Source organism: Enterococcus sp. DIV1420a (genome assembly GCF_051712165.1).
Lineage (GTDB): Bacteria > Bacillota > Bacilli > Lactobacillales > Enterococcaceae > Enterococcus > Enterococcus faecalis.
The window spans coordinates 351727-366823 of the sequence record NZ_JBIOOI010000002.1 but is presented as its reverse complement, the minus strand read 5'-3'; the positions used below and the strand labels follow the sequence as shown (position 1 = coordinate 366823).

Genomic DNA, 15097 nt, shown 5'->3' with positions numbered 1-15097 from the left:
ATTGTTCCCCTTAATCAGTAAAGAATGCAATCCTTTTTCCCTCAGAAACATCTTAAAAATTATCCTTTGACAGCAACTGCTTCAATTTCAAATAAACCATCTTTTGGCAACTTGGCTACTTCTACACAAGAACGTGCAGGCAAAACTTCTGAAAAGTAATTCCCATAGATTTCGTTAATTTTGCTAAAATCAGACATATGTTGTAAAAACACCGTTGTTTTCACAACATTATCATAGGTCATCTCGACCTCTTTTAAAATCGAACCTAAATTGATAAAAGCTTGTTTTGCTTGTTCTTCCACTGTAGCCTTCATTTCGCCCGATTGCGGATCTAATCCTAGTTGTCCAGAAATGTACAACGTATTTCCCGCTAAGACAGAATGTGAATAAGGTCCTACAGCAGCTGGTGCCTGTGCAGAATTAATCATTTTGTTTGTCATCGTTTTCCTCCATTCTATGATTCTTTATTTTCAATTAAAGTCCCTGTTTTTCCAGATAATCCTTCTTTGGCTTTTTCTAATAACGTAATCAATGTTTTTCGACCTGGCTTAGATTCAGCAAACTTAATCGCTGCTTCAACTTTTGGTAACATTGAACCTGGAGCAAACTGACCTTCTTGCGCATATTGTTTCATTTTTTCTGTTGAAACATTCCCTAAGGCTTCTTGATTTTCTTTACCAAAATTAATACAAACTTTTTCAACTGCTGTTAAAATCACGAGCAGATCAGCATCCACTTGTTCAGCCAGTCGTTCACTACAAAAATCTTTGTCGATGACTGCATTGACACCTTTTAGTCGGTTCCCTTCTTGAATGACTGGGATGCCACCACCGCCGCCAGCAATGACTGTTTGGCCAGCATCAACCAATGTTTGAATCGTGAGAAGTTCGACAATATTTTTTGGTTTAGGAGAAGCGACGACTTGGCGATAACCACGGCCAGCATCTTCCATCACTTGTATATTTTTTTCTTTGACTAATTGTTCTGCTTCTTCTTTTGTCATGAAGCGACCAATTGGTTTCGTTGGTTTTTTGAACGCCGGATCATTTTCATCCACGACCACTTGAGTGACTATGGTGGTGACGGCTTTACTTATATTTCGCTGACGCAACTCTTCTTGTAGCGCATTCTCTAAATCATAGCCAATGTAACTTTGACTCATGGCTACGCACATGGATAACGGAACAACTGGATATTGTGGATTATTAAAGTAAAATTCTTCCATAGCTAATTGAATCATCCCCACTTGAGGACCATTGCCATGAGATAAAATAACTTCATATCCTGCTTCAATCAAATCTGCAATCGCTTTGGAGGTCTGTTTTACGGCAGTCATCTGCTCCGTCAAATTATTTCCTAAAGCATTGCCACCTAAAGCTACTACGACGCGTTTGCCCATTGCTTCACCTCATTTTCTGTTTTATAAAAAGGACGATGCTTTTTCTTTTTCACAACGAGTTTTCGTATTAACTGTCTGTTGTCGTTGCATGAAGTCAACGCACATGACTAAGCGTTCTTGACTCGAGACAATCACACATTCATGAATAGACTTGGGAAGGTCTTATTTGTTCATGTTGAAGAGGCAACTTCTAATGATTCATTGTGTAAAGAAAAAGCATCTGTCTTCATGCCAAATTCATTATTTTACTTCTCTTGGTGTCGCTTTATCCGCTAAGTCTGTTAAGGTTTTTTGCGGATTTTTTACTTTACTTAAGAAAATCATAGCCGCAATAACATACGGTTTGTAGCTAGCTTCTTTGTAAAGTTCGACCCGATAACGATCGAAAACAGAAGCTTCCACTTCACCTTCTTCACAACTTACACCAGTAATATCAGCTGGTAGACAATGCATATACAAAGCTTTGCCGTCTTTCGTTGTTTTCATCAATTCTTCTGTACATTCCCAATCTTTGTGCTTTTTATTTTGAGAAAGTAATTCTTGTTCTAATTGATCAATTCCTGCTTGGTCACCATTGCCATATAATTCAGTTCGCTTTTCCATTGCCGCAAAAGGTGCCCAGCTTTTCGGATAAACAACATCCGCATCTTTGAATGCTTCTGCCATACTATTCGTTTTAGTAAAGTTTCCACCAAATTCTGCCGCATTTTTCTTCGCAACTTCTTCTACTTCTGGCATAATTTCATAACCTTCTGGATGTGCTAAGACGACATCCATTCCTAAACGGGTCATTAGACCAACAATTCCTTGAGGAACAGATAATGGTTTTCCATAAGATGGTGAATACGCCCAAGTCATGGCAACTTTTTTCCCTTTCAGGTTTTCAATGCCACCAAATTCATGAATTAAATGCAACGCATCCGCCATTGCTTGCGTCGGATGGTCAATATCACATTGTAAATTCACTAACGTTGGGCGTTGTTCTAATACCCCATCTTTATATCCTTCTTGGACAGATTCTGATACTTCGTGCATGTAAGCATTGCCTTTACCAATGTACATGTCATCACGAATACCAATGATATCAGCCATAAAAGAAATCATGTTTGCTGTCTCACGAACAGTTTCTCCGTGAGAAATTTGACTTTTTCCTTCGTCTAAATCTTGAACTTCTAAGCCCAAAAGATTACACGCTGAAGCGAAACTAAAACGTGTTCTTGTAGAGTTGTCGCGGAATAAAGAAATCCCCAAGCCACTATCAAAGATTTTAGTTGAAATATTATTTTCTCTTAAATAGCGTAATGTATCGGCAACTGTGAAAACAGCTTCTAATTCATCTCTTGTTTTTTCCCAAGTTAGGAAAAAGTCATTTTCGTACATTTTTTCAAATTCTAATTTATCTAATTTCTCAATATATTCTTTAAACGTTTCCATTCCATCTGCTCCTTTTTGCTTATCTAATAATCCTTTACTTAACCACAATAGACCGTTGGTAATGCCGCATAAACGGCTGCACAACGAACCAAATCATCTTTCCAAGTTTTTTCATTTGGTGCATGTGCTTGTGCTTCCGCCCCTGGCCCGAAACCAATACAAGGAATGCCATTACGTCCCATAATTGAAACGCCATTTGTTGAGAAGGTCCACTTATCTAACAATGGGCGCTCTTCACGCATTTCCACTGTTTCTACAGAGCCTTTCCGTGTTTCTCCATAGAGATTTTTATGCGTTTCCATCAAGGCTTTTGTTACATCATGATTTTCTGGAATTACCCATGTTGGGAAATAACATTCAATTTCATAAGTTAAATCAGTATAAGAAGGACGATCATAGTTGTACATTGAAACCGTCACATCATCTCCATATTTTTTAACAGCTGGTAAATTGCGAATTTCTTCCAAACAACTTTCCCAAGTTTCTCCAGCAGTCATTCGACGGTCTAGTGAAACGGTACAGCCATCCGCAACAGCACACCGACTTGGTGAAGAATGGAAAATTTGCGAAACAGTCACCGTACCACGACCTAAGAAACGGGCTTCTTGCCACTCTGGATTGTACTTAGGATCTAACATACGAACTAAACCACGAATCGCTGTGCTTTCTGTATCTCCATTGTTGTTTAAGGCACGAACATCTTGTAAGATATCCGCCATTTTGTAAATGGCATTATCTCCACGTTCTGGTGCTGAGCCATGACACGAAACGCCTTTGACATCAACTTTAATTTCCATTCGGCCTCGTTGACCACGATAAATCCCACCATCTGTTGGCTCTGTTGAAACAACAAATTCTGGACGGATACCGTCTTCTTTGATAATGTATTGCCAGCATAAACCGTCACAGTCTTCTTCTTGGACAGTAACTGTTACTAAAGCAGTGTATTTTTCTGATAATAGACCTAAATCTTTCATGATTTTAGCGCCATAAATAGCCGAAACAATCCCGCCTTCTTGGTCAGACGTACCGCGACCACCGATCTCAGTTTCTGTTTCATAGCCATCGTAAGGATCAAATTTCCAGTTACTCATTTCACCAATTCCGACAGTATCCATGTGCCCATCAAAAGCAATTAATTTTTCACCAGACCCCATATAACCAAGTAAATTTCCTTGAGGATCAATGTCAATTTTATCGAAACCTAATTTTTCCATTTCGGCTTTTGCTCGCGCAATTTTGTTGCCTTCTTCTGCACTTTCTCCTGGAATTTTGACAAGGTCTCTTAAAAATTTGACCATATCTTCTCTGTAACCTTCTGCTGCTGCATTTACTGCATTAAAATCCATTCCTTTTACCTCCATAAAATTTTTTTATAATTGTCTGGATCAGTGTCCCCTTCGGTAGAAAACATTAAAACGTTTGACGTCTCATCCAGTTGCAATGCCTCACGTAATTCTTGATAGTCGGGATCTTGCATCACTGTAGCTACTAAGCCCATTGCTACTGCCCCAGATTCGCCTGATACAACTTGCGGATCCCCTTTTAATGGCGCGCCCAACATACGCATTCCTTTTTCAGAAACCCAATCTGGTGCTGAAACAAAGAAGGATGTATGATTTTTTAGAATATCAAAAGAAATCGTATTAGGTTCTCCACATGCTAGGCCAGCCATAATTGTCTGTAAATCACCATCGACAAAGCGAATTTCTCCGTCTTTTTTAATTGCTGATTGATATAAACAGTCAGCCGCCTGTGCCTCAACTACGACCATAATCGGTGGGTTTTCTGGAAAAGCATTAGCAAAATAACCAATCACCGCCCCAGCTAAACTGCCGACACCAGCTTGAACAAAAACATGACTAGGTCGTTCAGAGCCAAATTTTCTTAATTGTTGAGAGGCTTCTAACGCCATCGTTCCGTATCCTTGCATAATCCAAGTCGGAATTTTTTCATATCCGTCCCAAGCGGTGTCTTGAACCATGACACCGTTTTCAGTTTCTTCGGCCATTTTATTAGCCATTCGTACACATTCATCGTAATTAACTTCTTCAATTGTGACGGTTGCGCCTTCTTTTTCAATATTTTCTTTTCTCGTCTGTGTTGAACCCTTCGGCATGAGTACAACTGATTTTTGGCCTAATTTATTCGCAGCCCAAGCGACTCCTCGTCCATGGTTACCATCAGTTGCTGTAAAAAACGTAGCTTGTCCAAAAGCTGATCGTAATTGATCAGAAGTTAATTCATCATATGTTAGTTCCGAAACATCTTTCTTTAATTTTTCGGCAATATAGTTAGCCATGGCAAAAGAACCACCTAAGACTTTAAAAGCATTTAAACCAAAGCGATAAGATTCATCTTTAACAAAGAAATCATTTAACCCCAGATAAGCGGCCATATGATTCAATTCTGCTAATGGTGTTTCTGAATACTGTGGAAAACTTTTGTGAAAAGCCAAAGCTTTCTCAATTTTTTCTTTAGACATCAGAGGTAAGTACTTATCCTCCGTCTTCGGCATTTCATTTGCTGTCCATTTAATTTTTTCCAAAAATACTTCTCCTCCTTCTATTTTTAAGTTGCTTTACGAAAAACAAATTTTCCTTGATTTGCCAAGATGACTTGCCCAGCTTCAGCAACTTTTTGACCTCTTAAATAAACCATTCGAGCCTGTCCTTGTGTTTCAAATCCTTCATACGGCGTATAATCGACATTTTGTAACTGCGTTCTCGCAGCAATCACGCCGGTTGTTCTAGGATCCCAAACAACTAAATCGGCATCACTGCCTTCTTGCACCACACCTTTTTGTGGATACATCGAGAATTGTTTAGCAATATTTTCAGAAAGCAGAGCAACCATTTTTTCCAAGGTGATTCGGCCCTTCGCCACACCTTCCGTGTAAATTAATTCTGGTCTCGTTTCAACACCTGGCATCCCATTGGGAATTTTACTAAAATCATCTTTGCCAACTGTTTTTTGTCCGTGAAAATTAAAACTACAGTGATCTGTCGATATTGTATTGATTGCCCCCTCTTTAATCCCTTGCCACAAAGCCTGTTGATCCTCTCGTTTGCGTAGTGGCGGTGAGCAGACATATTTTGCTGCTTCAAAATTAGGCGCATCATACAAGTGATCATCTAGTAAAAGATATTGAGGGCAAGTTTCTACATAGACTGATTGTCCTCTTTGACGAGCCCGTTCCACCGCTTCTAACGATCGATTTGTGCTTAAATGCACAATATTAACCGGCAAATCAGCCATTTCCGCTATCATCAAATATCTTGCTACCGCTTCTGCTTCAACCGCCGCCGGTCTTGATAACGGATGATAGTGCGGGGTTAGCTTTCCTTGAGAAACATATGATTGGATTAATTCATCTACTAAATCACCATTTTCACAATGAACGCCTAACATTCCATTAACTTTTTTTATTTCCTTCATCGCTTCAAAAATTTCCGCATCTGTGGTCCGTAAGTTATCATAAGCCATATACATTTTGAAGGAAGTAATACCTGCAGCAACCATTTCCTGAATTTCAGCAGCTATCGTTGGTTTCCATTCAATCATGGACATATGGTAAGTATAATCACATGAACTCTTGCCTTCAGCCAATTGATTCCAAGTAGCTAAACAGTCTTTCAATGAGCCGCCTTTATTAGGTGTAGCCATATCAATAACCGTAGTCGTACCTTTGGCCACCGCCGCTTGGCTTCCAGTGGTAAAGTTATCCGCCGTACTTAACGAACCTTTGCCATTATTTAATTCCAGATGCGTATGCGCATCAATAAAGCCTGGTAATACATAACACCCCGTAACATCCTCAATCTGAGAATTTTCTACTGGTAAATTTGCCCCCATCTCTACAATTTGCTCGCCGTCAATTCGAATATCCAATTGACGACGATTATATGCAGATACGACGGTTCCACCTTTGAGCAGAATAGACATTTATTTATCCCCCAGTCGTAAATTTCCTTTTATGCTTGCATACAATAAGCATATTCTTCAATCATAGTTACCATTAATGCAATTAAATCTTCTGGTACATCTAATCCTTGATCTGTTAATTGAATCGTTGACACCGTTCCCCATAGACGCAGTAAACAAATTTTATCCACAGGATTTTGAACATAGAAACCTGAATTAGTACTGTCATAAAAATCAGATTCACTATTAAATAAGGTAAATTTGTCTTTGTAAGGGGCACTTGCATAAGGGCAAAATGTTTCACAGTTACCACATTCGTTACACATCCGATCAACATGGACAATTTGTGGTTTTCCTTCGACGTACACAACAATATTTGCTCGGTTTGGACAGACATCCATACAAGATTCACAAATTGTGGAGCATTCTAAGCAACGACTAGCTTGACTACAAGACATCTCGTCTGTCACAAGGATACCCCGTTTGTTTCTAACAAATGCGACATCACTATTTAAATTATCTTTTTCATAGTGATGATTGTGGACAAGACAAATATTATTGGCCGCTTTGGTTGCATCAGCGATTGCTTCAACAATTGTAGCTGGTCCTAAATTAGCGTCACCAATGACATAGACGCCTGGTATATTTGTTTCCAATGTTTCTTTATTTGAAACGACTTTCCCATAGTTGTCCGTGTGAATGCCTAATGCTTGGTAAAACTCTGTATCTACTTTTTCACCAACAGCGGCAATCACTGTATCAGCAGGAATATCAATCATTTCTCCTGTACCAATTGGACGACGGCGTCCAGAAGCATCTCGTTCACCTAGGACCATTTTTTCACAAGTTAATTGTTGATTTTCATGTTTAATTGGCGAAAGTAATTCTAAAAAGTCAACGCCATCTTCTAAGGCTAAATAAAGTTCTTCTTCATCTGCTGGCATATTGCGTTTATTCCGACGATAAACTACTGAGACTTTTTTAACACCAGGCAATGTTGTGGCTGCACGAGCACAGTCCATAGCTGTATTTCCGCCACCAACGACGACAATCTGTTCTCCGTAAGGATTAATCGTTGGATTTTCTCGATTTGCTTTTAAAAATTCTAACGAGTTCAATGCTCGACCAGATTCTAAACGAAGGACCCCATGTTTCCATGCACCAATGGCATAAATAACATTCGTATAGCCTTGGTTTTTCAATTCCGCCAATGATGGCGCCTCTTGTCCTGTACGGAATTCGGCTCCCATAAATTCCGCTAACTGAACGTCTTTTTGAACAGATTCCATAGAAATTCGAAATTCTGGTACAATCTGGCTACAAACGCCCCCAATTGTCTCGGATTTTTCAAACACAGTAACAGGCATGCCTTCACGTGCTAATAAATACCCAGCAGAAATCCCAGCAGGGCCTCCACCCACAACAGCTGTTTTAGGTGCATTTTCTTTTGGCTGTGGCTTTTCTAGTGTCGTCAATAATTCATCATAAGCATGTTCAGCTGCTTCTAACTTCACTTCCCGAATATGAATAGATTCTTCATAAAATTGACGTGTACATTTAGTCATACAAGGATGTGCACAAATGGTTCCAGTAATAAAAGGCAATGGATTTTTATCGACAATTACTTGCAAGGCCTTTAAATAATTACCTTCACTTACATAACGAAGGTAAGCAGGAATATCCTGATTGATTGGACAACCACCGTCACTTCTACAAGGAGCAATATAACAATCTGTTAACGGAACTGTTTTTCTTAGTTTGGTACTTTCTGGTAATTTAATTGATTTTTGGTAACGTGCTTGTGTTTTAGCTTTCTCAACAACTTGAGCTAATTTATCCAAGTTGACATGAACCATCTGAGGATATTCTGCTGCGCTTAATACATTAGCAACTTGATTCATTCGTTGATAGCCACCAGGTTTCAACAGCGTCGTTGCCATAGTGATTGGCCAAATCCCAGCATCGAATATTTCTTTACTATTGAAAATATCTGCACCGCCAGAATAAGAAATTTGTAGTTTCCCATCAAATGCTTCTGATAATTTTTGTGCCAATGAAATACTAAGAGGAAATAGCGAACGTCCTGACATGTACATTTCATCACCAGGTAATTCATTTGCTGCAATCGTTACCGGGAAAGTGTTCGTAATTTTAACTCCGAAGCTTAGATTTTTACTATTAGCTAATAATTGCAGACGTTGTAACATCGGTACTGCTTCTTCAAATTGTAAATCTTCTTTAAAATGGTGATCGTCAAAAACCATATAATCAAACCCTAGCTCATCCATCGTTTGACGCGCATATTCATAACCTAACATGGTTGGATTACATTTAATAAAAGAATGGAGCCCTTTTTCACTTAATAAATAGGCCGCAATTCGTTCAATTTCATCTGATGGACAGCCGTGTAAAGTCGACAGCGTAATAGAATGACAGACTTTAGGACTAATTGCTTCGATATATGAGTCATCTACTTTTTTTAAATAAGATAGATATTTTTTAGCAGCTGCTTGGCATTCCGCCCAAATCGGCGTTCCTTCTGCGTTCTGCATTTCGTTAATATAACGATCAATTTTTGGCGATTGAATCCCTGCCAAATCATAGCCAACACTCATATTAAAAATGAAACCATTCGGGTCACCTAGCTCGAACTCTTTACTAAGTAACTTCAAAACGAACCATGCTTTGACGTATTCATCATAAGCTTGGGGGACGCGCAATTCTGTGGACCACTCAACGTTGTAACATTCATCCGCTGCTGCGATACATGGTTTACTAACTGGTAAATCTTCTCCATCCAGTATCTGGACTGTCTTAACTTCAAAAAAACGAGAACCTGTTAAATAGGCCGCAATAATATTTTGTGCTAATTGTGTATGAGGACCTGCTGCTGGACCACAAGGGGTTTCCATTTTTTCTCCAAATAACGAAATCGTTTTTGTAGGATCCGCATGATAAAATTTACGAATGCCAAAAATTGTGCCATCTTGTTGATACTCACTAAAAATCCAATTTAATAAAGCCTCAATTGAGATGGGATGCATAATATCACTCATTAACGTCACTCCTTTTATTTATAATGAAAGCTATTGATTTACTCGTTTCCAGAAAGATTGTGCTTGCGTTTGCGCATCATGCCAAACTTTCTCTTCATCAATTCCTTGAACTTCACGATTACGCATCCGAATTTCTCCATTAATCACCGTGTCAGTGACCATCCCACCATTCATGCCGAATAAAATGTGCATGTTATAATTCTCTTTTGTCATTGGTGTCGGGCCATGATAATCAACAATAATGACGTCTGCTGCTGCATTAGGTTCTAAAACGCCTAGCTTTGTTTTAAAATAACGATTAGCCATTTGCGGATTATTATCAAACAGCATTGTGGGAATTTCTGCCCAAGCCGCATTTGGATCAGCTAAATGATGTTTGTGGATAACATTTCCTACCTTATAAGATTCCGTCACATCATTCGTATAACCATCTGTGCCAAGACCCATCAAAATACCATACTCATTAAACATACGCATCGCAGGTGGGCAGCCGACCGCATTCCCCATATTCGACTCTGGATTCGTGACCACCATTGTGTCTGTTTCTCTTAGTAATTCCATCTCATGAGGGCCAATATGGATGCAATGGCCTGCCATTGTCTGTTTTCCTAAAATTCCTAAATCAAATAATCGGTTCACAATCGGCTTCCCATATTTTTTCAAAGAATCATGAACATCGGCTAAATCCTCTGCAATATGAATATGATAACCAATCCCATCTGGCGTATTGGCTGCACATAATTCTAAAGAAGCATCTGATAAAGTAAATGCTGCATGCATACCCATCATCGCTTTTTGCATATCATCATTTCTTAAGGAACTGGCTTTAATAAAGGCGGCATTTTCTTGAACTGCTTCCCGCATTTTCTGCTCACCATCGCGATCAGAAACTTCATAACAAAGGCAGGTTCGAATCCCTAACTCGTCCGCTGCATTAGATAATTGGGTTAAACTCCCTGTAATTTCTCCGTAACTAGCATGATGATCAAAGACAGTTGTAACGCCGTTGCGAATACTATCTAAATAAGCAACCTTACCACTTTGATAAGTGTCTTCTAATGTCAAGGCACGATCAATTCGCCACCATTGATCTACCAAAATATCCATGAAATTTTTAGGATGATAATTCGTTAAACTTAACCCACGTGCAAAGGTACTATAAATATGATTGTGCATGTTAATAAAGCCTGGCATAATCACTCCACCTTTAGCATCAATAAATGTCGCTTCTGGATAAGCTTGTTTTAATTCTTCTGTCGTTCCGACTTGTTTCACAACTTGACCATCAATCGCCACACACCCATTTTCAAAAAAATGATTCTGCGCATCCCGAGTGATTAAACGCCCATTTCCAATTAATAACATGTATTCTCCTCCTATTTTCCAACATATTCCCCACATGTAGCAAACGCTTACAAATCAATCGCTCAATCATTCACGAATATAGCTTGTCTATCTTTTCTAATCTATATTTCTACGAAAAGTATTTGAAGCGCTTGCATTTTTTTACTAACGAACTCATTAACTTGATTAAAGTATATCACCTTACCTTAAAAAAAACAATGCTACCTAAAAAATATTTTTTAGAATTTTGACAGCCGTTATCTTGTATTATTATTTTTATCATGCTATCATTATTTTTCAGAACAGGTAGTACGCGACATTAAAGGATTTAGCCCTGCCTATTCCATTTAAAAATATTATGTTAAATTTGACACAATCTTATAAAAACTGTTTGTGCCAGGCACATTAGAAAGGAGCTTATTTATGTTATCCGACGAAAAACTTACTTTTTTAACACAAATTGCTAAAGGTTTAGCTGGTCAATTTGGGGAAAACTGCGAAGTCGTTATCCACCAAATCAATGAAGACAATATTAACAATTCTATTGTTTCCATTGAAAATGGTCATGTCTCTTCTCGTCATCTGGGCGATGGACCTTCTCAAGTAGTCTTAGAAGCCTTAAAAAAAGATCCCAGTGAGTTGAATGATCATATTAACTATCTAACCCGTACCCATGATGGTCGTATTTTAAAATCTAGTACAATGTATTTTAAAGATGAGAATGGTCAACTCGATGGTATTTTTGCTATTAACTACGACATCACTACATTGATTGCTGCAGAGTCAAACTTAAAATCTTTGATTTCCACTGCAGAACCTGAAGAAGATAAAGACCCTGATTACATTCCTCAGGATGTTAATGAGTTGTTAGACGATTTAATTCACGAATCAGTCAAATTAGTTGGCAAGCCGGTCCCATTAATGACGAAGGACGATAAAATCAAGTGTATTCAATTTTTAAATAATAAAGGCGCCTTCTTAGTCACTAAATCTGGGGACAAAGTTTCTAACTTCTTCAATATTTCTAAATATACGCTATACAGTTATATTGATGCGAAATAAAAATGGAAATCGATGGAGGTCGGGACAGAAGTGTTTAACTCCAAGAACCACGTAGGTACTGTTCAACATCTATTTACTTTGCAAATAGTGTTTCTCAGCAATAAGATGGAATTTCCGAAAATTGTCATAAAACACAACGAGGTACGAGTTGATGTTGCATGATACCTACCCGGTGTTCTTTAATTTTTGGAGACCAAGTAGGTATTGTTCATCATCGAATCACTACGTTCTTCGTGATTCTCAACAATTTCGGCTTATTTCCGAAGGACCTTCACCAAGTAGGTACGATGATTTCATCTGTTCATTCTTCACAGTGAAACATCGCAACTCTTAGAGCTGTAGCTCTTTTGAAGGCTGTACTGTGACGAGACGCATGTCGAGAAAACACCTTAGAAGTTGTTGAGATCGAAGCAACGCGGAGTGTTGCTTCTGTTCCCGCCGTTTATCAGTTTTTTTAAGCCTGGGACAAAAATCCAAAGTGATTTTTGTCCCAGGCCCTATTCTTTTTTCCTTCACTATTCTACTTTTTCTAAAAGACTTTTTAAATAATAGTAAGAAAAAGTAAAAGGAATTAATTTTTTATTTTAGTTATGGTATGATAGATTGAGTTTAATTTAAAATAACGAAAAATTAAAGATATAGAAATTGGGGGACAACAAATGGGGATTCGAAGTCATTTAGCAATTGCTGCAGGAAAAACTTCGCAATGGGTTTTACAAACATTTTTTAAAGGCGGCAGTAGCTACCCAGGGAAATTAGCCCTAAAAATCGATCCTAAAATTTTAGATACATTGGCAAAAGACTATGAAATTGTCGTAGTCACTGGAACGAACGGTAAAACATTGACAACTGCTTTAACTGTTAACATTTTACGCCAAGAATTTGATGAGGTATTAACAAATCCAACTGGTGCTAACATGGAGCAAGGAATTGTCTCTACTTTTTTAAATGCCAAGGCGAAAAAAGGACAAAAGAAATTTGCGGTGTTAGAAATTGATGAAGCAAGTTTAAGCCGTGTCACTAAATATATTCAACCAAAATTATTTGTTTTTACGAATATTTTCCGCGACCAAATGGATCGCTATGGTGAAATTTATACGACCTATCGCTTAATTATGGAAGGCGCCGCCGCTGCTCCTGAAGCAACTATTTTGTGCAATGGTGATTCGCCAATTTTTAATTCAAAAGAAACTGTAAATCCTCGCAAATACTATGGATTTAATCATTTACCACCGAAAGAGCAATTGGCTCATTACAATACAGATGGGGTTTTATGTCCAAAATGTAATCATATTCTTCATTATAAAATGATTACGTATGCTAATTTAGGTGATTACTATTGCCCAAATTGTGGCTTCAAACGCCCTGAATTGGATGTGCAGTTAACGGAAATGGTCCGGATGGATAATACATCTGCTGATTTTGTGATTGATGGCGAAGAATACGGCATTGCTGTTGGTGGGATGTATAATGTTTATAATGCGCTAGCGGCCACAGCGGTAGCAGAATATTATCAGGTGGCACCAGATAAAATCCGAGCAGGCTTAGCTTATGATGAAAAAGTTTTTGGGCGTCAAGAAACCATTAAAGTTGGCGATAAAGAATGTACGTTAGTTTTAGTAAAAAATCCCGTTGGTTTAAATCAGGTCATTGATATGATGGGCTTAGCCCCTTACTCTTTCTCGCTGGTTTCATTATTAAATGCTAATTATGCAGATGGAATTGATGTCAGTTGGATTTGGGATGGTAATCATGAAGCCTTTGCTGATATGGACATTCCAAAAGTAATTGCTGGCGGTGATCGCCATGAAGATATGGCCTTGCGTTTAAAAGTTGCGGGTATTCCTGAAGAAAAATTACTAGAAATTGCTGATTTAGAGCAAGTAATTTCAGAAATTAAAACGTTGCCGACAGATCATGTCTATATTTTGGCAACCTATACTGCTGTTTTGCAATTAAGAAAATCATTAACAGCCCAAGGGTATATTCAAGGGGGAATGAATGGTGTCTAAAGAATTAGTCGTTTGTCATTTATATGGCAACTTATTAAATACTTACGGAGATAACGGAAATTTATTGATGCTTAAATATTTAACCGAAAAAATGGGCGTTACCTTCCGATCAGAAATTATCAGTATCTACGAACCGTTTGATCCCGAAAAATATGATTTAGTCTTTGTTGGTGGCGGTCAAGACTTCGAGCAACTGATCATCTCAGAAGACATTCAGAATAAAAAAGAAGCTTTGACTTCTTATATTGAAAATGACGGCGTCTTGTTAGCTATCTGTGGTGGTTATCAACTTCTAGGACATTACTATGTCGGCGCACAAGGCGAAAAAATTAAAGGAATCGGTGCATTAGATCATTACACTTTGAGCCAAGACAACAATCGTTTCATTGGTGATATCGAAATTTATAATGAAGAATTCGATGAAACGTATTATGGTTTTGAGAATCATAATGGCATGACTTTTTTAGGCGAAGGTGAACGACCTTTAGGAACAGTCAAACAAGGCAAAGGCAATAACGGTCAAGATAATGGCGAAGGCGTTGTCTATAAAAATGTGTTTGGCTCCTACTTCCACGGTCCAATCTTAGCACGCAACAAAAATCTAGGGATTCGGTTAATTCGGACCGCTTTAGAGAAAAAATATGGTGAACCGATCGCTATTCCTGAAACGCTTTATAAATAAAAGAAGAATCTAGTTCCTACATATAGGACTAGATTCTTTTTCATTTCTCCGACAACTATTTACATCTTTACAAAATATAGTAAGATAAAGAGGTGCATTTAAAATCGAGAATTTCTCGGACTGGTTCGGAAACTTCCCAGAATAAAAAACTAAGTATCTCTCAATACTAACTCAAGTCATAGCT

General features: G+C 38.2%; 11 protein-coding genes and 1 riboswitch. Of the genes, 3 read left to right on the top strand and 8 right to left on the bottom strand.

Annotation, left to right across the window (positions count from 1 at the left end):
* Nucleotides 1–59: 59 nt before the first annotated feature.
* The 8 genes from IGI80_RS13140 to ssnA all read right to left on the bottom strand — a co-directional run bounded on the left by IGI80_RS13140 (nucleotide 60) and on the right by ssnA (nucleotide 11178).
* Entirely contained in the window at nucleotides 60–440 is a 381-nt protein-coding gene (locus IGI80_RS13140) for a RidA family protein (RefSeq protein WP_002356593.1), read from the bottom strand.
* 14 nt (nucleotides 441–454) lie between these two features.
* On the bottom strand, nucleotides 455–1399 hold the full coding sequence (arcC, locus tag IGI80_RS13135) for a carbamate kinase (protein ID WP_438723824.1): 945 nt from the start codon (nucleotides 1397–1399) through the stop codon (nucleotides 455–457).
* A 240-nt stretch (nucleotides 1400–1639) separates the two neighbouring features.
* Nucleotides 1640–2833 (bottom strand): knotted carbamoyltransferase YgeW, encoded by a 1194-nt coding sequence (gene ygeW, locus IGI80_RS13130; RefSeq protein ID WP_002359643.1) that lies wholly within the window; start codon nucleotides 2831–2833, stop codon nucleotides 1640–1642.
* A gap of 38 nt (nucleotides 2834–2871) precedes the next feature.
* Nucleotides 2872–4197 (bottom strand): YgeY family selenium metabolism-linked hydrolase, encoded by a 1326-nt coding sequence (locus tag IGI80_RS13125; protein ID WP_002362247.1) that lies wholly within the window; start codon nucleotides 4195–4197, stop codon nucleotides 2872–2874.
* On the bottom strand, nucleotides 4188–5381 hold the full coding sequence (gene dpaL / locus IGI80_RS13120) for a diaminopropionate ammonia-lyase (RefSeq protein ID WP_002356589.1): 1194 nt from the start codon (nucleotides 5379–5381) through the stop codon (nucleotides 4188–4190). Before dpaL ends, IGI80_RS13125 begins: the two co-directional genes overlap by 10 nt.
* A 23-nt stretch (nucleotides 5382–5404) precedes the next feature.
* A complete protein-coding gene (gene hydA / locus IGI80_RS13115) occupies nucleotides 5405–6778 on the bottom strand; it encodes a dihydropyrimidinase (protein WP_270284268.1) in 1374 nt (457 codons plus the stop codon).
* Nucleotides 6779–6807: 29 nt separating this feature from the next.
* A complete protein-coding gene (gene ygfK, locus IGI80_RS13110; RefSeq protein ID WP_002362585.1) occupies nucleotides 6808–9813 on the bottom strand; it encodes a putative selenate reductase subunit YgfK in 3006 nt (1001 codons plus the stop codon).
* A 30-nt stretch (nucleotides 9814–9843) separates the two neighbouring features.
* A complete protein-coding gene (gene ssnA / locus IGI80_RS13105; protein WP_025193883.1) occupies nucleotides 9844–11178 on the bottom strand; it encodes a putative aminohydrolase SsnA in 1335 nt (444 codons plus the stop codon).
* A gap of 402 nt (nucleotides 11179–11580) precedes the next feature.
* Here ssnA and IGI80_RS13100 point away from each other — a divergent pair, with 402 nt between their 5' ends.
* From IGI80_RS13100 to IGI80_RS13090, 3 genes are all read left to right on the top strand, one after another.
* Complete coding sequence (locus IGI80_RS13100; protein ID WP_002381503.1) at nucleotides 11581–12219, top strand: helix-turn-helix transcriptional regulator; 639 nt, start codon at nucleotides 11581–11583, stop codon at nucleotides 12217–12219.
* A gap of 659 nt (nucleotides 12220–12878) precedes the next feature.
* The gene (locus IGI80_RS13095; protein WP_002356584.1) at nucleotides 12879–14231 is read left to right on the top strand and encodes a Mur ligase family protein; all 1353 of its coding nucleotides are present in this window, start codon (nucleotides 12879–12881) and stop codon (nucleotides 14229–14231) included.
* On the top strand, nucleotides 14221–14913 hold the full coding sequence (locus tag IGI80_RS13090; RefSeq protein ID WP_002356583.1) for a type 1 glutamine amidotransferase: 693 nt from the start codon (nucleotides 14221–14223) through the stop codon (nucleotides 14911–14913). Before IGI80_RS13095 ends, IGI80_RS13090 begins: the two co-directional genes overlap by 11 nt.
* Nucleotides 14914–15027: 114 nt before the next feature.
* Nucleotides 15028–15072, top strand: a riboswitch (PreQ1 riboswitch).
* The last annotated feature ends 25 nt before the right edge of the window (nucleotides 15073–15097 follow it).